The sequence below is a fragment of the Pseudomonas sp. ML2-2023-6 genome (assembly GCF_037055265.1).
Lineage (GTDB): Bacteria > Pseudomonadota > Gammaproteobacteria > Pseudomonadales > Pseudomonadaceae > Aquipseudomonas > Aquipseudomonas kulmbachensis.
Genome location: NZ_CP146347.1, coordinates 1,710,040 through 1,733,613, shown reverse-complemented (window position 1 = coordinate 1,733,613; position 23,574 = coordinate 1,710,040). Strand labels below are relative to the sequence as shown.

Below are 23,574 nucleotides of genomic sequence, written 5' to 3'. Positions count from 1 at the left end.
CTCTCTCCCACAGTTGTGGGCACACGGATTTGAGTGAACGGGCTTTATCGTCGGGTAGCACTGAGCTTGCCCAACAGCTCAAACTATCGCACTTGAGTTCGATAACCAGACCTCAAACGCCGCTGCATCCAGCGGGCGGCTGATCAGGTAGCCCTGCGCCGTGTCGCAGTGCCAGCGCTGCAGCAGGTCAAGGGTATGTTGATACTCAACGCCCTCAGCCACTACCTTAAGCCCCAGGTTGTGGCTCATTTCGATGGTTGAACGTACGATCACCGCGTCTTCGCTGGTTTCGTCGAGGTCACGGATAAACGATTGATCGATCTTCAGCTCTTGCACTGGCAGTCGCTTGAGGTGAGCCAGCGACGAATAACCCGTGCCAAAGTCATCCACCGACAAACTGATACCGGCATCGCGCAGTTTCTCAAGCACGCTGAGCGAATGTTCCGGGTCGTGCATGGCCGTACTTTCGGTGATTTCGAAAATCAGCTGTTCGGCAGACAGCGCATAGCGCTTGAGCAGGCCTTCAACGGCTACCAACAGATCTTCGCCCTGCAAATCCGCCGCAGAGATGTTCAATGACAGTTGCAGATGCAAGCCCCTGTGATTCCACTCAGCCAACTGACGAATACCTTCCTCAATCACCCACCCTGTCAGTAACAACATGCTACCCGTACGCTCGGCCAGCGGGATAAATTCAGCCGGTGAGACCAGACCCAGTTCCGGGTGCTGCCAGCGCAGCAGCGCTTCAGCCTGGCGTACAAGGCCACTGCGAATATCCAGTTTGGGCTGGTAATGCAAAAACAACTGGCCTTCATCAGCGGCATTGCGCAAGTCCCTGATCAGCTGGATTTGCCGCTGATAAACCAGGTCGCGATCCTGCTGATATACCTGCAAGTAACCCGGCAAGGCTGCGGCATCGCGGCACGCAATTGCAGCACGACTGGTCAGCTCATCAACGCTTTGCCCGTTAAGCGGGTATGCGGCAATACCCATGCAGATTTCCAGCACCACCTCATGCCCATCAATACTCAGCGGACAGCTCAATAACGCATATAGCCGGTCAGCCATCGCAACACCTGCATCAACCTGGGTGCTTTCGAGCAATAGCAAAAACTCGTTGCCCGTGATGCATGCCGCCGTATCGTGTTCGCGCAGCGTTTCGCGCATCACGCGAGCGGATTCACGCATGATCAGCTCTACCCCCTCCGGGCCAGTGCTGTCCTTGATCACACGATAGTTTTCGATACTCAAATGGATCAACACCACACTGCGTCGTGCACTGATGGCGCTGCCCAGACGTTCCATGACCAAGGTACGATTGGGTAAGCCTGTGACTGAGTCGTGTAGGGTGTTATGCACCAGTTGCTGTTCCCGTGCAGCAATCCCGCTTTGCATGGCATTGATTGCGCTGGCCAGAAACCCAAGCTCATCCTTGCGTTTGAGCTCCACCGGAGTTTCGTAATGACCCCGCCCAATGCGCTGCGCAGCCTCGGCCAGCAGGCTGACTGGCCGTGAAACTGCACGCGCCAGCCATAATGCGCCGAGCAATGAAGCGAGCAGCGCCGCCCCCAGGATCAAGAGAAACTTGCGATCCAGCGAATTGAACGCCTGTATGGACTCATCCAGAGGGCTTTGTAAAACCGCCAGCACCTGCCCATTGCCCGGGTCTGCGGTATTGGCCAGTTGCAACAGTTGCCCAAGAAAGCGTTTACCGTGAATCTCGCTGAAATGGATCATTGAACTCGGCGTATGCTCGTCTACAAATTTGATGATACTGGCACTCATAAAGTCCGGCAGAGTCCCCTTCAGTGCTCCGCTCTCGCCTTGTTTAACCGTCAGGAACGACACCTGCAGGTTACTGAGTGAGCTCAACTCATGGGCGAACGCTTCACCCATCGGCATTCCCGACACCACTCGCACTACGGGCAACGGCGCCAGCACCGCACTTTGCACCATCATGTATGGCCTGCCAGCAAGTATGCCGATCACCATGGTTTGAGAAGTACGACGCGCCCGCTTCAAGGCCTCGGCATAAGGAAACACTTGCCCTGCCGGCAGGGCTTTGAGCGTGCTGGTGATAAGCCTGCCGTCGAGATCCAGCACAAACAGCTCGCTGCCCTTCAGGCTCGATTCGAACTCCACCAAGACACGCTCTATCAACGAAGGGCTGCCATTGATGGTCGCTTCACGAAACCCCGAGTCGTTGGTCAACCAATCAAGGCCGTACTGAATGCGGTTCCAGCGCAAATCCATAAACCGTTCAAACACCCGCGTGCCGGTTTTAAGCTGTTCTTGCGCCTGATCGCGGGACACCGAAATGGTCACGGCTTTAACGGCGAAGTACACCGCACCGATGACCAATAACAGGAGCAGCGCAAGAAACACGCTGATACGCGCCTGGAAACTGTTACGCAACTTCATGCTGCGCCCTCAATCCATTGAGTGAATGCCAATACCCACATAAGCGTTCCCTCGACTTCCTTGAAAAAGCCAGACCAGTGACCTTTCAGTCCATCTTTATTGTTATGGATCCAACTGCCGCATAAAGAAGATCACCCAATAAATACAGGCCGTCTACTGTCAAGTTGTTGGCGACAAAGGCCTAGCGCAGGGGGGTTGCTTATTTATTTCTTCAATCGGGAAATATGCAAAACCTTGTAGTCGCTGACGAGCCCCGCGAGGCTGCGTCCGGCTGCGCAGCAGTCGTCAACCATTCAATCCGTTAATTCAGAAACACTGCGTTTACCGGGTGTACGAGGACTGCGCCTCGGAAGCAGCCTCGCTACGCTCCTCAGCGACTACAGAATTTCTTCACCCAGCTACCGCTTGTGCCGCCAATTGATCATGAAACTCTGTTCACCATTGAAACCACTGGCACCGCGCCCCATCTAATACCCATACCCAATTGCGCAGGTGCCCTATGAGCGACCAGCAAGAATTTCCGGACGACACCGCTGAATACACCGAGGTAGAACACTCCGAACACCAACCGCACGCTGGAGGCACTGAACTGGCGTTGCCTGAGCAGAACCTGCCGGACAAGGTGTACATCATCCCGATCCACAATCGGCCATTCTTCCCGGCACAAGTCCTGCCGGTCATCGTCAATGAAGAGCCCTGGGCCGAAACCCTGGAATTGGTCAGCAAGTCGCCTCATCACTCGTTGGCGCTGTTTTTTGTCGACACACCTCCCGATGATCCTCGCCATTTCGACACCAAAAGCCTGCCGGAATACGGCACGTTGGTGAAGGTTCATCACGCCAGCCGCGAAAACGGCAAATTGCAATTCGTGGCCCAGGGCCTGACCCGCGTGCGCATCAGCACCTGGCTCAAACATCACCGCCCACCCTATCTGGTAGAGGTCGAATACCCGCAGCAACACAAGGATCCTTCCGACGAGGTGAAGGCGTACGGCATGGCGCTGATCAATGCGATCAAAGAGCTGCTGCCGCTCAATCCGCTGTACAGCGAAGAACTGAAAAACTACCTCAATCGCTTTAGCCCCAACGATCCATCGCCCCTGACTGACTTCGCAGCTGCGCTGACGTCAGCCACCGGCAACGAGCTGCAACAGGTGCTCGATTGCGTCCCGATCCTCAAGCGCATGGAAAAAGTGCTGCCCATGCTGCGCAAGGAAGTCGAAGTTGCGCGGCTGCAAAAAGAGATTTCGGCCGAGGTTAACCTCAAGATCGGCGAACATCAGCGCGAGTTTTTCCTCAAGGAACAACTCAAGGTGATCCAGCAGGAACTGGGCCTGACCAAGGACGATCGCAGCGCCGATATCGAGCAGTTCAAGCAACGCCTTGAAGGCAAAACGCTACCGCCCCAGGCGCAAAAGCGTATCGATGACGAGATCAACAAGTTGTCGATCCTGGAAACCGGATCGCCAGAGTACGCCGTCACCCGCAACTACCTGGACTGGGCGTCGTCAGTACCATGGGGCGTATTCGGTCAGGACAAGCTCGACCTCAAGCACGCGCGCAAAGTGCTTGATGCTCACCATGCCGGGCTGGACGACATCAAAAACCGAATCCTCGAATTCCTCGCCGTGGGCGCTTACAAAGGTTCGGTGAGCGGTTCGATTGTGCTGCTGGTAGGCCCGCCAGGTGTGGGTAAAACCAGTGTCGGCAAGTCGATTGCCGAGTCCCTGGGCCGTCCGTTTTACCGCTTCAGCGTCGGTGGCATGCGCGATGAGGCCGAGATCAAAGGCCATCGCCGTACCTACATTGGCGCTCAGCCGGGCAAGCTGGTGCAGGCGCTCAAGGATGTCGAAGTGATGAACCCGGTGATCATGCTCGACGAGATCGACAAGATGGGCCAAAGCTTCCAGGGTGATCCGGCATCTGCCTTGCTCGAGACCCTGGACCCGGAACAGAACGTCGACTTCCTCGATCACTACCTGGACCTGCGCCTGGACCTGTCCAAAGTGCTGTTTGTCTGTACTGCCAACACTCTGGACTCGATCCCGGGTCCCTTGCTCGACCGCATGGAGGTGATTCGCCTCTCGGGTTACATCACGGAAGAAAAGGTCGCGATCGCCAAGCGTCACCTGTGGCCAAAACAGCTGGAAAAAGCCGGGGTATCCAAAAATAGCCTGAGCATCAGCGACAGCGCCCTACGTGCGGTGATCGACGGTTATGCCCGCGAGGCCGGGGTGCGCCAGCTTGAGAAGCAGTTGGGCAAACTGGTGCGCAAGGCGGTGGTCAAGTTGCTCGACGATCCGCAAGCGGTGATCAAGATCGCGCCCAAGGATCTCGAAGCATCACTGGGCATGCCGGTGTTCCGTAACGAGCAGGTGATCAGCGGCACCGGGGTGATTACCGGCCTGGCCTGGACCAGCATGGGCGGCGCGACGTTGCCGATTGAGGCAACGCGCATTCATACCCTTAATCGCGGCTTCAAGCTGACCGGGCAACTGGGCGAGGTCATGAAAGAGTCTGCCGAAATCGCCTATAGCTATATCAGCTCCAACCTCAAGCAGTTTGGCGGGGATCCCAAGTTCTTCGATGAGGCCTTCGTACACTTGCACGTGCCTGAAGGCGCAACACCCAAGGACGGCCCGAGCGCAGGCGTGACCATGGCGAGTGCGCTGCTGTCACTGGCACGTAATCAACCGCCGAAAAAAGGCATTGCAATGACTGGCGAGCTGACTCTGACCGGGCATGTTTTGCCGATTGGTGGCGTGCGTGAAAAAGTAATTGCGGCGCGCAGGCAGAAAATTCACGAACTGATCCTGCCCGAGCCTAACCGGGGCCACTTCGAAGAACTGCCCGATTACTTGAAAGAAGGCATCACCGTGCACTTCGCCAAACGCTTTACCGATGTAGCCAAAGTGTTGTTTTAAAACAACCCTGTAGCCGCTGCTGCAGGCTGCGACAAGACCAAAGGGCCTTCGCCGTTGCGCGGCCCATCACAGCCAATGGCAGCGGCTACAGCCTTTATGTGTCATACCTGTTGTGCTTTAAACAGCTCTACTGTCATTTCTGACAGTAGACGCCTGAGTGTTTCCCGCCGCTAATAGAGTCTAATCCCACAAAAATAACGCAGGAGCCGACGACCATGCCACTTCATCATCCTGCGTTTGAAAACCCGGATGTCCTCAGGCAAAAAGAGTCAGGCCAGAAGGTGTTCAACCCCAGAACCCGGGGAGAACTCAAAGCCGAGCTGCTCGACCGCCCTGCGTTTGCCGCTCAGGAAATGACCTTTGCCAGCAGCCAGAAAAAAATTGTCATTACCGGCGAGTTCGATGACTTCGGTTCAACCGTTTATCGTGCTGTTTCCCTGACCCTAGACATCAACATCCAGTCCGGCACTTACCTGTTCAAAAAAGGCGAACACGGCCCCGTTCACTCGATGTCGTACATCGAATGCGTTGAAGTGGCCGGGCGTGAGTTCTATCACTTGAACCAGGCCGACATTGGCACCCTGCACCTGAGTGTGGTCGAGAGCTGCTACAGCGCCCGACTGTTCACAATGGAATGCCTGGACCACAACGGCAATAGCCTGGAGATGTGTGGCGATTTCACGATCAGCCCGCCGCATGCCTCTTTCTGATCCGCAGCCGACAAATGGCGCCGCGCCCATCATGGGTTATGCTGCGTCATTGTGTTTGTCTGACCGGAGCCTTCAATGCCCCTTGCACGTTTTATCCCTCTGCTCGGCCTCAGCCTGCTGACGGCCTGTGCGCAACAGCCTGCACACAACGTTACCGTCGAAGAACAAAGCGACTGCCCCAAGCTACTGCACGTTGGCCAGCACCTGATTGTGTCGCTGCCAAGCAACCCCACCACCGGTTACCGTTGGGCCATTCAGGACTCCGCTGGCGGCGTGCTGCGCAGCCTCGGCCCGGAGGTTTACAGCAGCAGCGACGATGGTCAGTTACTGGGCAGCGGCGGGCTCTCGACCTGGCGTTTCCAGGTGTTTGCCGCTGGCAGCGGGCGCCTGCGCTTGACCTCTCAACAACCCTGGGAACCCGAGGCAGAACCGGCCCAGGTATTCGACTGCCCAATCACGGTGAACTGATATGGCTTGGCTGATCCTCGCGGTAATGGGCGCTGGCACTTACCTGTACGGGCTCAGCCTGCATGCCACGTTGCTGTGTTTGCTGAGCAAACCGGTGCCGGTACTGGCATTGCTCGGCTGGCTGCAAGATGCTCGCCCCAGCCCCTATCGACGCTGGATCAGCCTCGGCCTGTTGTTTTCCCTGCTGGGCGACATTCTGCTGGCCTGGCCACAGGACCTGTTTGTTTGGGGGCTTGGCGCATTTTTGTTCGCCCACCTGGCTTACCTCAAGGCCTACCTCGTGGACTGCCGTCGCCCGGCCTTGCTTGCCTTGGCATTGGCGCTGCTGGCAGGTGTTAGCCTGTTCAGTGTGATGGCGGCCAAGGGCCTGGGCGATTTACTGATTCCGGTGGCGGTCTACGCTCTGGCCATCAGCGCCATGCTGTGGCGCGCCCTCGCCCGCCTGGGCACCCGCATCTCCAAGGGTTCAGCCTGGCTGGCAGCCGCCGGCGCGCTGGCATTCGTGGTCTCGGACAGCCTGATTGGCATTGATCGTTTTGTACTGCCCTTCGGCGCTGCACCCTATCTGATCATTCTCAGTTACTGGCTTGGCCAATGGGGCATTACTGCCTCGGTGTTTTCTCAGGGCAAGCGCTGAACGGTTTATCAGACAGACCGCGCATCCCGGCGCTAACTTGGCTAAAATGCCGCCCCTTTAAAATTTCCATCGCCGGAACCGCCGTGAGCAAAGAACCCGACCGTATTTTCGCCCAGCCCCTGGCCCAGGTGCCGGACTTCGCCTTCAACGAAGACGTGGTGCGGGTGTTCCCGGACATGATCAAGCGCTCGGTGCCCGGCTACCCCACCATTGTCGAAAACCTTGGTGTGCTCGCAGCCCAGTTTGCCCAGCCCGACAGCGTTCTGTACGACCTGGGCAGCTCGTTGGGTGCAGTCACCCAGGCACTGCGTAGACATGTGCGTACCGACGGCTGCAAGGTGATCGCGGTAGACAACTCGGCGGCGATGGTCGAGCGCTGCCGCGAATACCTCAATGGGCAAAACTCGATGTTCCAGGAGTTGTTGCCGGTTGAAGTGATCGAAGGCGATATCCTGGCACTGGCGTTTGAGCCCGCGTCGGTGGTGGCGTTGAACTTTACCCTGCAGTTTATTGCTCCAGAGGAGCGTCTGGCACTGCTGAGTCGTATCCGCCAATCGCTGCTGCCGGGCGGTGCTCTGATTCTCTCGGAGAAACTGCGCTTCAGTGATCCCGAAGAACACGCGCTGCTGACCGATCTGCACGTTGCCTTCAAGCGCGCCAACGGCTACAGCGATCTGGAAATCGCGCAAAAGCGCAGCGCCATCGAAAACGTCATGAAGCCCGACAGCCTCGAAGAACACCGCGAACGCCTGCTGGCGGCCGGGTTCTCGAAAGTCGTGCCGTGGTTCCAGTGTCTTAACTTTGCCTCGTTGATTGCCTTGCCATGATTGATTTGTCCCCTCTTGCCCGGCGTCTGGCCGGCACTCCACTGGCTGAATGGGCCAACACCCTGCAAGCCCAGCTCGACGTCAAAATGGACAAAGGCCACGGCGATCTGGAGCGCTGGCAAAGTGCGCTGGATGCGCTGCCTGACGTTATGCCGACCGAGATCGATCTGCTCAACGGCCTGACTCTGGACACCGACTGCGACGACGAAACCCGCGCGCAGATGCGTCAGGCGCTGATGGGCCTGTCACCCTGGCGCAAGGGCCCGTTCGACCTGTTTGGTGTACACGTCGATACCGAATGGCACTCGGACTGGAAATGGTCGCGGGTTGCGCCGCACATCAACCTCAAGCACAAGCGCATCCTCGATGTGGGTTGCGGCAATGGCTACTACATGTGGCGCATGCTCGGTGCCGGTGCCCACAGCGTGATCGGGGTTGACCCCAACTGGCTGTTCTTCTGTCAGTTCCAGGCGGTGCAGCGCTTTTTGCAGCAAGAGGCCGCGTGGCACCTGCCCTTCCCGTTTGAAGACCTGCCGCCAAACCTTGAAGGCTTTGACACGGTGTTTTCCATGGGCGTGTTCTACCATCGCCGTTCGCCCATCGAGCATTTGCTGGCATTGAAAGACTGCCTGGTCAAAGGCGGTGAACTGGTGCTGGAAACGCTGGTGATTGAAGGCGACGTGAATCAAGTGCTGGTGCCTGAAGACCGCTACGCGCAGATGCGCAACGTGTGGTTCCTGCCCTCGATCCCGGCGCTTGAGCGCTGGTTGCGCCGCGCTGGTTTCAGCGATGTGCGCTGTGTTGACGTGAGCGTCACGACGGTCGAAGAACAGCGCGCCACCGAATGGATGAAATTCCAGTCACTGAGCGACTACCTCGACCCCAATGATCACAGCAAAACCATTGAAGGCCTGCCCGCGCCGATGCGCGCAGTGATCATCGCCAGGAAATAACCACGACCTGTGGGAGCGGGCTTGCTCGCGATAGCATCACCGCGCGAATCCAGATTGACCGCGCCGTCTGCATCGCGAGCAAGCCCGCTCCCACAGGTTGGGTGGTTGATGCACCTAGGATTTGGCTCTTCGGGCCTTGAAAAACTCGCTGAGGATCGCCCCGCATTCTTCGGCCAGCACCCCACCTTCGAACAACACCCGGTGGTTGAGAAAACCCTGGGTGAAGAACTGCCCCTGGCTTTGCACTATCCCGGCCTTGGGCTCCAGCGCGCCGTAGACCACACGCGCCACACGCGAGTGCACGATCAGCCCCGCACACATGCTGCACGGCTCCAGCGTCACGTACAACGTGCTGCCGGGCAGCCGATAGTTGCTGGCCGCTGCGGCTGCCGCGCGGATGGCAACCATCTCGGCATGGGCGCTGGGGTCGCTGCCGCTGATCGGGCAATTGAAGCCACGACCGATAATTTCACCGCCCTGCACCAGCACCGCGCCCACCGGCACTTCACCCAGTGCCGCACCTTGAGCGGCCAGGGTCAGTGCTTCGCGCATAAAGTCTTGATCGCGGCTGCGGTCGATGATCTGGGGTTGACGCCCTTGTCGCATCAGGAAACCTCAATAGCGGCCATCAGGCCGGTTTCCATGTGGTCAATCACATGGCAGTGGAACATCCACACGCCGGGATTATCCGCCACCAGCGCCACGCGGGCACGCTCGTTTTTGCCCAACAGATAAGTGTCGGTGAAGTACGGAATGATCTTTTTGCGATTGGACGCCAACACCTTGAAGCTCATGCCGTGCAAGTGGATCGGGTGCTGGTACTGGGTCATGTTCTTCAACTCGAAGATATAACTCTGGCCCAGTTTGAGTTTGGCAATGGGCCGGTCGGCGCAGGTCTTGTCCTTGATGTCCCAGGCCACACCGTTGATCTGCCACAAGCTCGGCGGCTGGTCAGGGCCCAGGTCCTCGGAGACCGAGCCGACCCATTCAAAATTGAAGTTGAGCTTCTCGGCATTCGCCACGTCGGGCTCGGCAACCGGGTTGGCGGGTAACGCCGGCGGCCATTCGCCCGGTGCGTCGGTACTGGCAACCGAGAGTAAGGTGCCCAAACGTACCGGGCCGTCGCGCAACGACAACTCTTCGCCCGCAGCCGGAGCCTTGATTGCCAGGCAAATGCGCATGCCCGGGCCCAGCCAGTAATCCTTGCCCAAAGGCCTTGGCTCAATGGGGTTGCCGTCCAGCGCGTAGATTTTGGCCTCCACGCCAGGAATATTCAGGCGATAGGTCAGGGTGTTATCGAGGTTGAGAATGCGCACTCGGGTGATCTGCCCAGCAGGCAGCTCTATGGTCGGCACATGAGCCCCATTGATCGTCGACAGGCGCCCGGCCGTACCGCCACGGGCGGCTTCGCGAGTGATGCTGAACGGCACAAAACCGCCCTCTTCGTCCACGTGCCAGTTTTTGATACTCAGGGTGCGTTCGTGCTTGAACCCGGTGGGCTCGCGCTCTTCGACAATCAACGGCCCGACCAGACCACGGCCCAGCTCTTCGCTGCTGTTGACGTGCGGGTGATACCAATAGCTGCCAGCATCCGGCACGCGGAATTTGTAGTCAAAATACTCACCGGGCAGCACCGGCAGTTGCGAGACGTAGGGCACACCGTCCATTTCCAGCGGCAGACGAATACCGTGCCAATGAATGGTGGTCGCGACCGGCAGATGGTTGATAAAACGCACCCGCAGCCACTCGCCCTGACGCACACGCAGTTCGGTGCCGGGCGCTGAAGGGCCAAAGGCCCAGGCTTCGGTTGTGTGACCGGGCACCAGCTCGACGTCCAAAGGCGCTGCAATCAGCTCGTAATCGTGGCCAGCGTTCTCGGCGGCCACCTTGCCCAGCCAGTAACGCGAAGCGCCTCCTGCGCCAACACCCACCACTACCAGGCCGGCCAGACCACCGAGTATTTGTCGACGGGTAAAGGACATGGGTTCAACTACCTCTCGTATCCGGCGCGGGCGTTGAACCCGCAAAAGGCGAATACGATACACCTGCAATTGGGAAACAGTAAGGGCAATAGCTGCACGGTAGCCGCTACGGAGCCTGGGGGTTACAAGCCCACCACCAAATGCACCAACCCGCCCGGCAGGCTCAATACCCCCGGCACCCCTGCCAAGCGCAGGGCGTGCGGGTCCAGGCGGGTGATATCGTCAAGCTCTACACGAATACGGGTCAGGGCCACCCGCTGTTCGGATTTGACATTGCTGGCACCGCCCAGAGCCGCCAATATCGCTTCATCCAGGGTCGAAGCAGGCTTGGCGGGCGCATCCGCCACCAGATCCGGAGTCAGGGCTTTCCAAAACGCCTTGCGCACTTTATCGAACATATTCAGTACTCCAACACGGTCATGGGTTGCTGCAATGGCAACAAGGCGGCTCGCACCTGCTCAGCACTTTCCAGCCCCAGCACTTGCTGCGCCAGGGTCTGGCACGCTGCAAAATCCAGCTCCCGCACCCGGGCCTTGATCGCAGGAATCAGCGGCACGCTCACCGACAGTTCATCGACACCCAGCCCCAGCAACAGTGGCACCGCCAGCGTCTCGGAGGCCAGCGCACCACATACGCCGACCCATTTGCCGTGAGCATGGGCGGCCTTGACCGTGGTAGCGATCAAGCGCAGCACCGCCGGGTGAAAGCTGTCGGCCTGACTGGCCAAACGCGGATGGTCACGGTCCATCGCCAGGGTGTACTGGGTCAGGTCGTTGGTACCAATCGAGAAAAAATCGACTTCGGGGGCAAACAGATCCGCCATCAACGCTGCTGCCGGGACTTCGATCATGATCCCCAGTTTTGGCAGGGCCTTGATCCCCAGCGCCAGCGCCTGCTCTTCGAGCAACTGGCGGGCCATGCGCAACTCGGACAGCTGGGTGACCATCGGCAACATGATGTGCAGGCGGGTCAGGTCGGCGCTGGCGAGGATCGCACTGAATTGTTCGCGCAGCAGTTGCGGACGCTCCAGACACAGGCGAATCCCGCGCATGCCCAAAAATGGGTTGGCCTCGTGATCCATCGGCACGTAGGCCAGCGGTTTGTCGCCGCCCACATCCAGGGTGCGCACCACCAGATTGTGCTCAGTACCCACGGCACGGGCGATGGCGCTGTAAGTGGCCACCTGCTCGTCGTGGCTCGGAGCGCTGCTGCGGTCCAGATACAAGAACTCCGAACGCAACAAGCCCACCCCTTCTGCCCCCAGGGTCACGGCTTGCTCAGCCTCGGCCAGGGACGCGATATTGGCGCTGACTTCAATACGCTGGCCGTCACGGGTGCAGGCCGCCAGAGCCGCCTGCTGCAAGTCTTGCTGCTTACGCTGGTGCTGGCGCTCGCGCAGATTATCCAGCTGTTTGATGCGCTCGGGGGCCGGTTGCAGGTGTAACGTGCCCAGATCAGCATCGAGCACGACCGGCGTGCCATTAGCTAGCGCCAGCACCTGCGCGGATATCCCGCAAATCGCCGGCAAGCCCAACGCCCGGGCCAGAATCGCGACATGGCTGGTGGCGCCACCGCCAACGGTGGCAAAGCCCGCAACCTTACGGGTATCCAGCCCGGCGGTCTGTGACGGGGTCAATTGCTCGGCAATCAGGATCGCCTGGTCAGGCAACACCAGCGCACTGTCCTGCACGCCAAGCATCAATTTGAGCACCCGCTGGCCGACGTCCTCCAGATCCAGTGCGCGCTCGGCCAGCAAGCGGTTGCCCAGGCTTTTAAACAGCGCCGAGGTCGCCTGCGTTGCACTTTGCCAGGCAAAGGCTGCGCTCTTGCCCTGCTCGATCAGCGCAAAGGCGTGCTCCAGCAAGTCCGGGTCTTGCAGCAGTTCCTGATGCGCCTTGAAAATTTCAGCCTGGGCCTTGCCAGGGGCGTTATCGCACAGAACTTGCAGCGCCCCGGTGGCCTCTGCCAGGCCCTGATTTAAACGCTCGCACTCGCTGTGTGAGTCCGCCGCAAACTCGGCGAGTTGCAGCGCGCTTTCGCTCAGCTGAACCACATGACCGAAGGCCGAGCCTGGCGATGCACACACCCCGCGCAGCACGTCGGTTGCTGCCTGCTCAGGGGCTGCAATCGCCTGCGGCTCGACCGCCACGGCCGTGACCGTTTCGCCGCAGCCCGACGCCAACAGTTCGGACAGCACCGTAAGCGCCTGCTCGGCATCAACCCCCGCCGCGCTGAGATGAACACTGTCACCGTGTACCGTCTGCAAGGCCATGATCGCGACCAGCGACTTGGCATTGGCGCTGCCTTGCTGTTTGTGCAGGCGAATGGTCGCAGCAAAGCCTTTCGCTGCCTGGGCGAACACCGCCGCCGGGCGGGCGTGCAGGCCGTTGGCGTTGGGCAGGATTTGAGGCTCCGAGAACTGCGCGGCGCCAGTTTGATCCTCAGCTACAGCCTCAGTGGCGGCCAGTTGCAAACGCAGCAACGGCTGGCCACATTCAACCAGACCGCTACCCGGCTCCAGTGGCACAAGCGGTTCGCCGCTGACCACCAGCATCAACGTCAACAGGCTGCGGGCATGCAGGGCGATGTAGTCCGCGTCGAACTCGATCAGCGCCTGCCCGGCAGCCACCTGTTGGCCCTCCATGACCAGCGGCGTGAAACCTTTACCGCCCAGGTTCACCGTATCCAGGCCGATGTGCAGCAACACCTGCACGCCATTCTCGCCAGTGATGCTGATGGCGTGACCAGTGTGCTGCAGGTTGCTGATCACCCCGGCCAGCGGCGCGCACAGCACTTGCGAGGTCGGGTCGATGCACAGACCGTCGCCAATCAGGCGGCTGGCAAACACCGGGTCCGGTACGTTATCCAGCGCCATCAGCACACCGGACAGCGGCGCCAGCAATTGCAGTTGTTGGGATGTGACCATGACTTCACCTGCGGTTGATTCGGTTAAATGCCGATGGAGCGCGAGCCCCGACAGCTCGCTTACTTCCACCAGTACTCGACTTGCAAACCTGCGTTTGAACCATGCCGGGCCGAACCAAATGCGCCGCTATCGGATAGCGCAGACCCTGCATCGAATTCATTGGCCGCACGCTGTGCCGCAGCGTTCCAACTGGCATAGGTGTAATACAAACGCACTTCGGGGCGCGTCCAGAAACCCGGCCCCTTGGGCGACCAGGTGGGCGCAAAGGTAAACTTGCTCAGCTTGCGCGTACCGTCCGCAGCCTTGACCTGATCGTGCCCCAGTTCGGTGACCAACTTGAACTGCTCGCTGATCGCATAGGTCGGGCGCACGCCCAGGGACAGCCATTCCTGATTGCCGCCGTCAGGGCGAAAATCCTTCTGGTACACCGCCTCGATCTGCCCGCCGAAACGCGGCGTCATCTGCCAGTCAAAGAACTCGACGATCCGATAGCGCTTGCTGCTGTTATCCAGTCGGGTATCGCCGGTGTAACCCAAACCAGTGCCCGAGCCTTCGCCATACTGCACGGCAAACTTGTTTTTACCGCCCAAAAATTCGCTTTGCACGTGCTGCGCAGTGATCGCCCAGCCGCTGTGGGCATCGGTGCGTTCAGGCTTGTCGAGGTAACTCAGACCAAACTCCAGCTGACCACCGGGGTTGGTATCGAAACCGGCTACGTTGAAGTCATGACGGGTTACGTAATCTTCCTGATAGAGGCTGTCCTTGCGCGACAGGGCGTAGCTGTATTTCAACCCGCCGATCAGTACGTCTTCGATACCGGCACCGGTGGCGCTCTGGTTCCAGTAGTAGAAGTCGGAAATATGGATGTCGTTACGCTTGTAATAGCGCCGTCCGGCCCACAGCGAGCCGCCGTTGAGGCTGGGCAGGTTGGACCACTGCGCATACAACTGCGGCAGGCGGGCTGAGCCGTTATCGCCCTGAAAGGTCAGCGCGCGATCATATTGGTTGTACAACGAGGCCATGCCGTCGACGCTCAGCACCGAGCCATCGTCGAAGCTGTAAACGTCCTGGCGCAGCTCCAGCTCGGCGTATTGCTCGCACTCGTTGCCCAGCCGGTATTTGGACTCGGCACCGGGCAGTTTGAAACAGGATTGCTTGCCGCCATTGAGCGAGTTGCCCACGCCACTGCGCAAGTAACCGGCGAACTCCAGAGCGCTGGCTGAAAGCGGTGCCAGCAGGCACAGGCTGGCGATGCAGATGCTGTGGTTGAGTGAAGATTTCATTGAGCGACCTTTTTTATTTTTATGGGTAGAACCGGTGGTTGCTTCTGCGGGAGCGAGCCTGCTCGCTCCCGCAGAGGGTTATTTCAGATTCAGGACAAAAGACTCATACGGACGTAGCGAAATACGGTTGCTGCGCACCGGGCAATCGTCGTAATTACTGATCAGCAACCGTTGCTCCATGCCTTCGCCAATCACACCTTCGGGCAATTCGATGTCGCACGCCGAGCCATAGAAGTTGCTGAGCACCAGCAACGCTTCGCCCTCGCCCTGACGCAGATAGGCCCACACCTGCGAATGTTCAGGCAGCAACTGGCGATACTCGCCGTGTTGCAGCAGCGGCTCTTCGCGGCGCAAGGCAATCAGGTGACGGTAGTGATGCAGCACCGAAGTCGGGTCATTGCGTTGGTCTTCAACGTTGATAAAGGCCGCGTTCTCAGGGATCCCGATCCACGGCTCGGCGCTGCTGAAACCGGCATTTGCCTGGTGATCCCATTGCATCGGCGTACGGCTGTTGTCCCGCGATTTTTGCTTGATCGCAGCCATGCACTCGTCGTGCGACATGCCCGCTTCACGCTTGAGACGATAGATATTCAGGGTTTCAACATCGCGGTACTGCTCGATGTTTTCGAACCCCGGATTGGTCATGCCGATCTCTTCGCCCTGATACACATACGGCGTGCCTTGCAGAAAGTGCAAGGCAGTGGCGAGCATCTTGGCCGAGACCACACGATGCTCGCCGTCATCACCAAAGCGCGAGACCACCCGCGGCTGGTCGTGGTTACACCAGAACAAAGCGTTCCAGCCCCCGCCCGCCTGCATACCGACTTGCCAATCCGACAAAATTCGCTTGAGCTGCAAAAAGTCGAAATCAGCCCGCACCCACTTCTGCATGTTCGGATAATCGACTTTCAAGTGATGGAAGTTGAAGGTCATCGACAGCTCTTCACTGGCAGGTCGCGAGTAGCGAATGCAGTGTTCAAGACTGGTGGACGACATCTCACCGACACTGACCAGATCATGGCCGGCGAACACTTCGCGATGCATCTCTTGCAGGTACTCATGCACGTTGGGGCCATCGGTGTAAAAACGGCGCCCGTCGCTGCTGTCTTCCGGGAAATTGGCCGGCTTGGAGATCAGGTTGATCACATCCAGGCGAAAACCGCCCACGCCCTTGTCGCGCCAGAAGCACATCAGTTTGTAGACTTCGGCCCGCACCTTGGGGTTATCCCAGTTGAGGTCGGCCTGGGTGTGGTCAAACAGGTGCAAAAAGTACTGGCCGGTTTGCGCCTCGTATTCCCACGCCGAGCCACCGAACTTGGACTCCCAGTTATTCGGTTGATCGCGCCAGATGTAAAAGTCGCGGTACGGGTTGTCGAGACTGCTGCGCGCCTGCTGGAACCACTCGTGTTCAACGGACGTGTGGTTGACCACAATATCGAGCATCAGCTTGATGCCGCGAGCGTTGGCTTCGCGGATCAGCAATTCGCAGTCGGCCATGCTGCCGTAGCTTGGATCGATGGCGTAGTAGTCGCTGATGTCATAGCCGTTGTCGCGCTGGGGCGAGCGCAAAAACGGTGTCAGCCACAGGTAGTCGACACCCAGCCATTGCAGGTAATCAAGTTTGTCGACCACACCCAGCAAGTCACCGGTCGCGTTGCCCGCGTGGCTGTAAAAGCTTTTTGGGTAGATCTGATAGATCACCGAGCGCTGCCAGTCTTGCATGTGGGGGTTCCTTAAAACGGAGGATCGTCGATCAGGCGACGCGATAACCGGGGCGAATGATTTTCAGGCTCAGGGCGCAGGTCAGGACAAACGGCACGACAATGGCCACCAGCATCCCGATCACAAACATCGGGATGTATTGCGGAATGATCGAGATAAAGCCCGGCAAGCCACCGACCCCGATGGCCGAGGCCTGAACCTTGTTCAACGACAGGAAGATGCTGCCCAGCGCCGAGCCGATCAGCGCCGCATAGAACGGGAATTTGTAGCGCAGGTTGATCCCGAACATGGCCGGTTCAGTGATGCCGAAATACGCGGAGACGGCAGAGGTCGAAGCCATGCTGCGTTCGCGTACATTGCGGCTCATGTAGAACACGCCGAGGGCAGCACTGCCCTGGGCCAGGTTGGACATGACGATCATCGGCCAGATAAACGTGCCGCCATGGTTGGCGATCAGTTGCAGGTCAACGGCCAGGAACATGTGGTGCATCCCGGTGATCACCAGCGGTGCATACAGCAGGCCGAAAATCATCCCGCCGAGCACGGGCGCCAGGTCGAACAGCATGACGACGCCTTCAGTGATCAGAATCCCCAAGTGGCGGGTCACTGGACCAATGATTGCCAGCGCCAGCACGCCGGTGATGACGATGGTGGTAATCGGCACTACCAACAGTTGAATCGCATTAGGCACCCGTGCGCGCAGCCATTTTTCGATCACGCTCATGACATAGGCCGCCATCAGAATCGGCAGGATTTGCCCTTGGTAGCCCACCTTCTCGATCTGGAACAGGCCCAGAATATCGAAGTACGGCAGGCTCTGACCGTCCAGACCAGCCACGGCCTTGCCGTAGTTCCAGGCATTGAGCAAGTCGGGGTGAACCAGCATCAGGCCCAACACAATGCCGAGAATTTCACTGCCGCCAAAACGCTTGGCCGCCGACCAGCCCACCAGTGCGGGCAGGAATACGAAGGAGGTGTTGGCCATCAAGTTGATCAGGCTCCATATCCCGTCCAGTTGCGGATAGGCATCGAGCAAGGTTTTGTCGGCAATGAACATGCCTTTGGCGCCGAGCAGGTTGTTAACCCCCATCAGCAGGCCGGCAATGATCAGCGCGGGCAGGATGGGCATAAACACATCCGAGAACACCCGCACCAGACGCTGCATAGGGTTGGCCTTATCGGCGCCCTGTTGCTTGACGTCGGCGATGGTGGCAGCAGCCAGACCGGTCTGCTCGCGCAAGGCAGCGTAGACCTTTTCGACTTCGCCGGGGCCAATCACCACTTGATACAGGCCGCCGGTGAAGAAGGAGCCTTTGACCAGATCGATCTGGTTAAGGGTGGCACTGTCGACCCGGCTTGGGTCCTTGAGCGCCAGACGCAAACGCGTGACGCAATGGGCGGCCTGCTCAACGTTATCGGCGCCACCGAGGCTGTGCAGCAACTCGCTGGCGATCTTGGAATAGTCGTGGCTCATGCGTTGTCTTCCGCTTGGATTTTTATTATGGAGCGTCGTTTTGGCAGCACGCCGAAACGAAAAATACTCGTCTGTACCAGTTAAAGCAACAACTGGTACAGACGAGTTTATATATTTTTCCTTGCCGCCTTGGTCCCGGGGCTTGCGCTGCCTACCCCCTGCCCTTAAGGTTCGGGCCCTGAGCCCCAACGGCATAGAGCCCTCGCCATGACTAAATACAATCAGATCTATACCGATCTGCTTGCCAGCATCACCACCGAACGCCTGGCACGCGGCGCGCGCTTGCCCTCCGAAGCCGAGTTAATGGCCAGTTATCAGGCCAGCCGCGGCACCGTACGCAAGGCGATTGAACAATTGCAGGAACGCGGTTTTGCGCAAAAAATTCATGGCAAAGGCACCTTTGTCCTGTCATCGAGCCCGATCGAGTTTCAGTTGGGCGGTATCGTCAGCTTTCAGGAAACTTACCCACGTCTGGGCGATAACGTCAGCACTGACGTGGTCGAATTCAGCCAATTCCCGCTTGAAGGTGCGCTGTGCGAGAAGTTCGACGTCGAAGCAGGCAGCCTGATCACCCGGATCAAACGGGTGCGCCGCATTGATGGCAAACGAGTGATTCTGGACATTAACCATTTCGTCAGCGATCTGATCCCAGGGCTGGATCAGGACATTGCCCAGCACTCGATTTATGCCTACATCGAGAAAACCCTGAACCTGCAGATCAGCTACGCCCAACGCACCATCGAAGCGGTGCCGCGCAGCAAGGACGACCAACAGCACCTGGACCTCGACGGCCAGAGCCATGTGATCGTGGTGAGTAACCAGACGTTTTTGCAGGATGGGCGCCAGTTTGAATACACCGAGTCGCGGCATACATTGGACAAGTTTTACTTTTCGGATGTGGCGCGGCGCTGATATCAAAAACCCCCTGAGTCCAACACTCTGCCGAAGAGCGGGTGCAAGGGGTTTAACATGGCCGCGCGTTACTTCGTGGTGCACTTCGTGTCGGGCGGAAAGTCCAGATGTGCCACATGAATATCCCACTCGCGTTTAATGATCGTGTAAGGGATAAATATGCTGACCCTCAACGCCCCCTTCAAGCCCGGCTGAGTGATCTTTTCATTCATTGAAGTCGAGTAGAAACCGGTATTGATACCGATAACCTTACCGTCACTGCCAATGACCGGCCCACCCGACATGCCCACGACCAGCGGGGCATCATGAATGGCATAATGATCACCGCTCTCCTCTGCAGTATCTAGGAAGGGAGTTTCATAGACTTTGCCAACCCCGGTAGTGGTCACCAGGTAAGGGCTGGTTCCCACAGCCGTTATATTTTCTCCCGTACGTCGTGGGCGCCATGATGGGCAACGACCCTTGGCCTTTTTATGAATAAAGACGAGATCGCAGTTTGTGCTGCAAACGTGTTTCACGTCGGTAATGAAAGGGGTGTGGCGGACAGTGACGGCGTAGTCATCATTCCATTGCACGGCCGATGCCATATATAGAAGCGGCGCAGGGAAGCCCGAAAAAACTGTAAAGTATGAATCACTATGGGGGCCCGCCAAGTCGGGCTGTACGATTCCGTTGCATCCTGCAATGACAACTCCTATAAAAAAGTAGACCATGATCTTGATCATGATTTTTCACCAATTTAATAGGGCGAGCATGACTGTTTTGTTGTTGTCAGCTTTTTGTATTTGTCAAAGTGCAGTGCTCCAAAACAATTACGCTGATTGACCGTTAAATAACTTATGGCTCAGTTTTTAATCACCCGTATGAATCAATCGAACTAGGTTCAATTGCCTTTTTAGCAATTTGTATACATCAAATAATTGGCGCCGTAAAAACACCGAAATTAATTAAAGACGTGGGCATTTCCACGACTGCTGTGCAGCCTGACTGCGCGCTTCAGCGATAATACTTCAAGCGTGGGAGCGAGCCTGCTCGCGAAGAACATTCACGAGCAGGCTCGCTCCCACAAGGGGCTTGACCGGGAACAGAGTATCTACGGGATTTTCGGGCGACTTAAACAAAAAAGGCGGTCAACACAGGGTGTTGACCGCCTTTTTAAATCAAGCCGGTTGCCCGGCCAGACTTATTCCCACTCAATCGTTGCCGGCGGCTTGCTCGACACGTCATACGTTACGCGGGAGATGCCTTCGATTTCGTTGATGATCCGGCCGCTCACGGTTTCAAGCAGCTCGTAAGGCAGGTGCGCCCAACGTGCGGTCATGAAGTCGATGGTTTCTACGGCACGCAGGGCAACAACCCAAGCGTAACGACGGCCATCGCCTACAACGCCAACCGATTTGACCGGCTGGAACACCACGAATGCCTGGCTGACTTTGTGATACCAGTCGGCCTTACGCAGCTCTTCAATGAAGATGTGGTCAGCACGACGCAGGATGTCGGCGTATTCCTTCTTCACTTCACCCAGGATGCGCACACCCAGGCCCGGGCCCGGGAACGGGTGACGGTAGACCATGTCGTACGGCAGGCCCAGTTCCAGACCCAGACGACGGACTTCGTCCTTGAACAGCTCACGCAGTGGCTCAACCAGCTTGAGGTTCATCTCGTCCGGCAGGCCGCCCACGTTGTGGTGCGACTTGATGACGTGAGCCTTGCCGCTTTTGGCGCCAGCCGACTCGATAACGTCCGGGTAGATGGTGCCCTGGGCCAGGTACTTGATGTTGTCCAGCTTGCAGGATTCGGCATCGAACACGTCGATGAAGGTGCGACCGATAATCTTGCGCTTCTTCTCCGGATCGCTTTCGCCAGCCAGGTTGCCCAGGAACTGTTCGGCAGCGTTGGCGCGGATCACTTTGACACCCATGTTCTCGGCGAACATGGCCATCACTTGCTCACCTTCGTGCAGGCGCAGCAGGCCGTTGTCCACGAATACGCAGGTCAACTGATCGCCGATAGCCTTGTGCAGCAAAGCCGCAACTACCGAGGAGTCAACGCCGCCGGACAGACCCAGCAATACGTTGTCGGTGCCGACCTGAGCGCGGATGTTGGCAATTGCGTCTTCAGCGATTTTCGACGGCGTCCACAAGGCTTCACAGCCGCAGATATCGAGGATAAAGCGCGACAGAATGCGACCGCCCTGCTTGGTATGGGTCACTTCCGGGTGGAACTGCACGCCGTAGTAGCCGCGCTCGTCGCTGAACATGCCAGCGATCGGGCAGCTTGGAGTGCTGGCCAGAACGTGGAAGTCGGATGGCATTTTGGTGACTTTGTCACCGTGGCTCATCCACACGTCGAGACCAAACAGGCCGTCCGCGTCGATATGGTCTTCGATGCCGTCCAGCAGGCGGCTTTTGCCGACTACGTCTACACGGGCGTAACCGAACTCACGCAGCTCGGAACCTTCAACCTTGCCACCCAGCTGTTCAGCCATGGTCTGCATGCCGTAGCAGATACCGAAAACCGGTACGCCCAGGTCAAATACAGCTTGTGGCGCGCGCGGGCTGCCAGCTTCGTGCACGGATTCCGGGCCACCGGCGAGGATGATGCCTTTAGGGGCGAATTCGCGGATCGCTGCGTCATCCATATCGAACGGGTGCAGTTCGCAGTAAACGCCGATTTCGCGCACGCGGCGGGCGATCAGTTGGGTGTACTGGGAACCGAAGTCCAGAATCAGGATGCGGTGAGCGTGAATGTCGAGGGCCATGACAAAATCTCGATTAATTTCAGAAACGACACGGGGCTGAATCAAACAGCCCCGGTGATTAAATTCGTATCGCACCCGGGTTTTGGCCTGGGTGCGATCACTATCAACTTACGCGATAGTTTGGAGCTTCCTTGGTGATCTGCACGTCGTGGACGTGGGATTCAGCCATACCGGCGCCAGTGATACGCACGAACTCAGGCTTGGTACGCATTTGCTCGATGTCGGCACAGCCGGTGTAACCCATCGAAGAGCGCAGACCGCCCATCAGTTGGTGCACGATGGCGGTCAACGAGCCTTTGTACGCCACGCGACCTTCGATGCCTTCCGGCACCAGCTTCTCGGCACCCGCGGAGGAGTCCTGGAAGTAACGGTCGGAGGAACCCTGGGATTGCGACATCGCACCCAGCGAACCCATGCCGCGGTAGGCCTTGTACGAACGGCCCTGGTACAGCTCGATCTCGCCCGGTGCTTCTTCAGTACCGGCGAACATCGAACCCATCATCACGCAGGATGCACCGGCAACGATGGCCTTGGACAGGTCACCCGAAAAACGGATGCCGCCATCAGCGATCAACGGTACGCCAGTGCCTTCGAGGGCAGCGGCAACATTGGCAATCGCGCTGATTTGCGGAACGCCAACACCGGCAACGATACGGGTGGTGCAGATCGAGCCTGGGCCGATACCGACCTTGACTGCGTCAGCGCCGGCTTCAGCCAGGGCCAGGGCAGCAGCGCCAGTGGCGATGTTGCCGCCGATCACCTGAACTTCAGGGAAGTTCTGCTTGACCCAACGAACGCGGTCGATCACACCTTTGGAGTGACCGTGAGCGGTGTCGACAACCACCACGTCAACGCCTGCGGCCACGAGGGCAGCAACGCGATCAGCAGTATCTTTGCCAGTACCGACCGCAGCGCCTACGCGCAGACGACCCTGGTCGTCCTTACTGGCCAGCGGGTAAGCCTTGGCTTTTTCGATGTCGTTGACGGTCATCATGCCTTTGAGGACAAATTTGTCGTCGACGATCAGCACGCGCTCGATGCGGTGCTTGTGCAACAACTCGCGGGCTTCGTCCTTGTCGGCGCCTTCCTTGACCGTGACCAGACGCTCTTTAGGCGTCATCACATCACGGACGGTAGCTTCCAGACGGTTTTCAAAGCGCACGTCACGGGACGTCACGATGCCGACCAGGTCGCCATTGTGCAGTACAGGAACGCCGGAGATGTTGTGCTGGCGGGTCAGTTCAAGCAGTTCACGTACCGTGGCATCAGCCTCGATGGTGATCGGCTCTTTAACCACGCCTGCTTCGAAACGCTTGACCTTGCGAACTTCATGAGCTTGCTGCTCGATGGTCATGTTCTTGTGGATGATGCCGATACCGCCTTCCTGAGCCATGGCAATTGCCAGACGGGCTTCAGTTACGGTGTCCATTGCGGCGGAAACCAGAGGAATATTCAGTTCAATGCCACGGGTCAAACGAGTCTTTAGACTGACTTCGTTCGGGAGAACCTCGGAATAACCGGGGACGAGAAGGATGTCATCGAATGTGAGTGCTTCTTGGCTGATACGCAGCATCG

Annotated in this window: 18 protein-coding genes; 7 read left to right on the top strand and 11 right to left on the bottom strand. The window is 58.3% G+C overall.

Features of this window, described 5'->3' with window-relative positions:
• Positions 1 to 78: 78 nt before the first annotated feature.
• Positions 79 to 2,421 carry an EAL domain-containing protein gene (locus tag V6L79_RS08040; protein WP_338580058.1) on the bottom strand — a complete coding sequence of 781 codons (2,343 nt, stop codon included), beginning with the start codon at positions 2,419 to 2,421 and terminating at the stop codon, positions 79 to 81.
• Between the two features lie 499 nt (positions 2,422 to 2,920).
• On the opposite strand from V6L79_RS08040, the gene lon reads away from it, so the two are divergent.
• From lon to cmoB, 6 genes are all read left to right on the top strand, one after another.
• Positions 2,921 to 5,344 carry an endopeptidase La gene (gene lon, locus V6L79_RS08035; RefSeq protein ID WP_261741094.1) on the top strand — a complete coding sequence of 808 codons (2,424 nt, stop codon included), beginning with the start codon at positions 2,921 to 2,923 and terminating at the stop codon, positions 5,342 to 5,344.
• A gap of 215 nt (positions 5,345 to 5,559) precedes the next feature.
• Positions 5,560 to 6,054, top strand: coding sequence for a hypothetical protein (locus V6L79_RS08030; RefSeq protein WP_338580057.1), 495 nt, complete (start codon positions 5,560 to 5,562; stop codon positions 6,052 to 6,054).
• Positions 6,055 to 6,129: 75 nt separating this feature from the next.
• Positions 6,130 to 6,522 carry a protease inhibitor I42 family protein gene (locus V6L79_RS08025; RefSeq protein WP_321835881.1) on the top strand — a complete coding sequence of 131 codons (393 nt, stop codon included), beginning with the start codon at positions 6,130 to 6,132 and terminating at the stop codon, positions 6,520 to 6,522.
• A gap of 1 nt (position 6,523) precedes the next feature.
• Positions 6,524 to 7,159 carry a lysoplasmalogenase gene (locus V6L79_RS08020; RefSeq protein ID WP_261741091.1) on the top strand — a complete coding sequence of 212 codons (636 nt, stop codon included), beginning with the start codon at positions 6,524 to 6,526 and terminating at the stop codon, positions 7,157 to 7,159.
• Positions 7,160 to 7,242: 83 nt separating this feature from the next.
• Positions 7,243 to 7,986, top strand: coding sequence for a carboxy-S-adenosyl-L-methionine synthase CmoA (gene cmoA / locus V6L79_RS08015; RefSeq protein WP_261741090.1), 744 nt, complete (start codon positions 7,243 to 7,245; stop codon positions 7,984 to 7,986).
• Complete coding sequence (cmoB, locus tag V6L79_RS08010) at positions 7,983 to 8,939, top strand: tRNA 5-methoxyuridine(34)/uridine 5-oxyacetic acid(34) synthase CmoB (protein ID WP_261741089.1); 957 nt, start codon at positions 7,983 to 7,985, stop codon at positions 8,937 to 8,939. The genes cmoA and cmoB overlap by 4 nt, the downstream gene beginning before the upstream one ends.
• 114 nt (positions 8,940 to 9,053) lie before the next feature.
• Here cmoB and tadA read toward each other — a convergent pair whose 3' ends face one another.
• The 7 genes from tadA to treP all read right to left on the bottom strand — a co-directional run bounded on the left by tadA (position 9,054) and on the right by treP (position 18,326).
• Positions 9,054 to 9,545 carry a tRNA adenosine(34) deaminase TadA gene (gene tadA / locus V6L79_RS08005; RefSeq protein ID WP_261741088.1) on the bottom strand — a complete coding sequence of 164 codons (492 nt, stop codon included), beginning with the start codon at positions 9,543 to 9,545 and terminating at the stop codon, positions 9,054 to 9,056.
• Positions 9,545 to 10,921, bottom strand: coding sequence for a multicopper oxidase family protein (locus V6L79_RS08000; protein ID WP_321835880.1), 1,377 nt, complete (start codon positions 10,919 to 10,921; stop codon positions 9,545 to 9,547). Before V6L79_RS08000 ends, tadA begins: the two co-directional genes overlap by 1 nt.
• 122 nt (positions 10,922 to 11,043) lie before the next feature.
• Positions 11,044 to 11,319: a PTS transporter subunit EIIB gene (locus V6L79_RS07995; protein ID WP_321836570.1), complete on the bottom strand. Its 276-nt coding sequence runs from the start codon at positions 11,317 to 11,319 to the stop codon at positions 11,044 to 11,046.
• 2 nt (positions 11,320 to 11,321) lie between these two features.
• Positions 11,322 to 13,847, bottom strand: coding sequence for a phosphoenolpyruvate--protein phosphotransferase (gene ptsP, locus V6L79_RS07990; protein ID WP_321836569.1), 2,526 nt, complete (start codon positions 13,845 to 13,847; stop codon positions 11,322 to 11,324).
• 59 nt (positions 13,848 to 13,906) lie between these two features.
• Positions 13,907 to 15,130 (bottom strand): carbohydrate porin, encoded by a 1,224-nt coding sequence (locus V6L79_RS07985; RefSeq protein WP_321835877.1) that lies wholly within the window; start codon positions 15,128 to 15,130, stop codon positions 13,907 to 13,909.
• A 78-nt stretch (positions 15,131 to 15,208) separates the two neighbouring features.
• Positions 15,209 to 16,852 carry an alpha,alpha-phosphotrehalase gene (gene treC, locus V6L79_RS07980; protein WP_338580056.1) on the bottom strand — a complete coding sequence of 548 codons (1,644 nt, stop codon included), beginning with the start codon at positions 16,850 to 16,852 and terminating at the stop codon, positions 15,209 to 15,211.
• Between the two features lie 31 nt (positions 16,853 to 16,883).
• Positions 16,884 to 18,326 (bottom strand): PTS system trehalose-specific EIIBC component, encoded by a 1,443-nt coding sequence (gene treP, locus V6L79_RS07975; protein WP_261741082.1) that lies wholly within the window; start codon positions 18,324 to 18,326, stop codon positions 16,884 to 16,886.
• A gap of 207 nt (positions 18,327 to 18,533) precedes the next feature.
• On the opposite strand from treP, the gene treR reads away from it, so the two are divergent.
• Entirely contained in the window at positions 18,534 to 19,238 is a 705-nt protein-coding gene (gene treR / locus V6L79_RS07970; protein WP_261741081.1) for a trehalose operon repressor, read from the top strand.
• Between the two features lie 68 nt (positions 19,239 to 19,306).
• On the opposite strand, the gene V6L79_RS07965 is transcribed toward treR, so the two are convergent.
• The 3 genes from V6L79_RS07965 to guaB form a co-directional block, all read right to left on the bottom strand.
• Positions 19,307 to 19,963 carry a serine protease gene (locus V6L79_RS07965; RefSeq protein ID WP_321835875.1) on the bottom strand — a complete coding sequence of 219 codons (657 nt, stop codon included), beginning with the start codon at positions 19,961 to 19,963 and terminating at the stop codon, positions 19,307 to 19,309.
• Between the two features lie 458 nt (positions 19,964 to 20,421).
• Positions 20,422 to 21,999, bottom strand: a complete 1,578-nt coding sequence (gene guaA / locus V6L79_RS07960) for a glutamine-hydrolyzing GMP synthase (protein WP_048359089.1) — start codon at positions 21,997 to 21,999, stop codon at positions 20,422 to 20,424.
• A gap of 103 nt (positions 22,000 to 22,102) precedes the next feature.
• Entirely contained in the window at positions 22,103 to 23,572 is a 1,470-nt protein-coding gene (guaB, locus tag V6L79_RS07955) for an IMP dehydrogenase (protein WP_261741079.1), read from the bottom strand.
• Positions 23,573 to 23,574: the final 2 nt, after the last annotated feature.

Coding starts and splice junctions, on each gene's coding strand:
- V6L79_RS08040 (WP_338580058.1), bottom strand. CDS start 2,421: ATGAAGTTGCGTAACAGTTTCCAGGCGCGTATCAGCGTGTTTCTTGCG.
- lon (WP_261741094.1), top strand. CDS start 2,921: ATGAGCGACCAGCAAGAATTTCCGGACGACACCGCTGAATACACCGAG.
- V6L79_RS08030 (WP_338580057.1), top strand. CDS start 5,560: ATGCCACTTCATCATCCTGCGTTTGAAAACCCGGATGTCCTCAGGCAA.
- V6L79_RS08025 (WP_321835881.1), top strand. CDS start 6,130: ATGCCCCTTGCACGTTTTATCCCTCTGCTCGGCCTCAGCCTGCTGACG.
- V6L79_RS08020 (WP_261741091.1), top strand. CDS start 6,524: ATGGCTTGGCTGATCCTCGCGGTAATGGGCGCTGGCACTTACCTGTAC.
- cmoB (WP_261741089.1), top strand. CDS start 7,983: ATGATTGATTTGTCCCCTCTTGCCCGGCGTCTGGCCGGCACTCCACTG.
- tadA (WP_261741088.1), bottom strand. CDS start 9,545: ATGCGACAAGGGCGTCAACCCCAGATCATCGACCGCAGCCGCGATCAA.
- V6L79_RS08000 (WP_321835880.1), bottom strand. CDS start 10,921: ATGTCCTTTACCCGTCGACAAATACTCGGTGGTCTGGCCGGCCTGGTA.
- V6L79_RS07995 (WP_321836570.1), bottom strand. CDS start 11,319: ATGTTCGATAAAGTGCGCAAGGCGTTTTGGAAAGCCCTGACTCCGGAT.
- ptsP (WP_321836569.1), bottom strand. CDS start 13,847: ATGGTCACATCCCAACAACTGCAATTGCTGGCGCCGCTGTCCGGTGTG.
- V6L79_RS07985 (WP_321835877.1), bottom strand. CDS start 15,130: ATGAAATCTTCACTCAACCACAGCATCTGCATCGCCAGCCTGTGCCTG.
- treC (WP_338580056.1), bottom strand. CDS start 16,852: ATGCAAGACTGGCAGCGCTCGGTGATCTATCAGATCTACCCAAAAAGC.
- treP (WP_261741082.1), bottom strand. CDS start 18,326: ATGAGCCACGACTATTCCAAGATCGCCAGCGAGTTGCTGCACAGCCTC.
- treR (WP_261741081.1), top strand. CDS start 18,534: ATGACTAAATACAATCAGATCTATACCGATCTGCTTGCCAGCATCACC.
- V6L79_RS07965 (WP_321835875.1), bottom strand. CDS start 19,963: ATGATCAAGATCATGGTCTACTTTTTTATAGGAGTTGTCATTGCAGGA.
- guaA (WP_048359089.1), bottom strand. CDS start 21,999: ATGGCCCTCGACATTCACGCTCACCGCATCCTGATTCTGGACTTCGGT.
- guaB (WP_261741079.1), bottom strand. CDS start 23,572: ATGCTGCGTATCAGCCAAGAAGCACTCACATTCGATGACATCCTTCTC.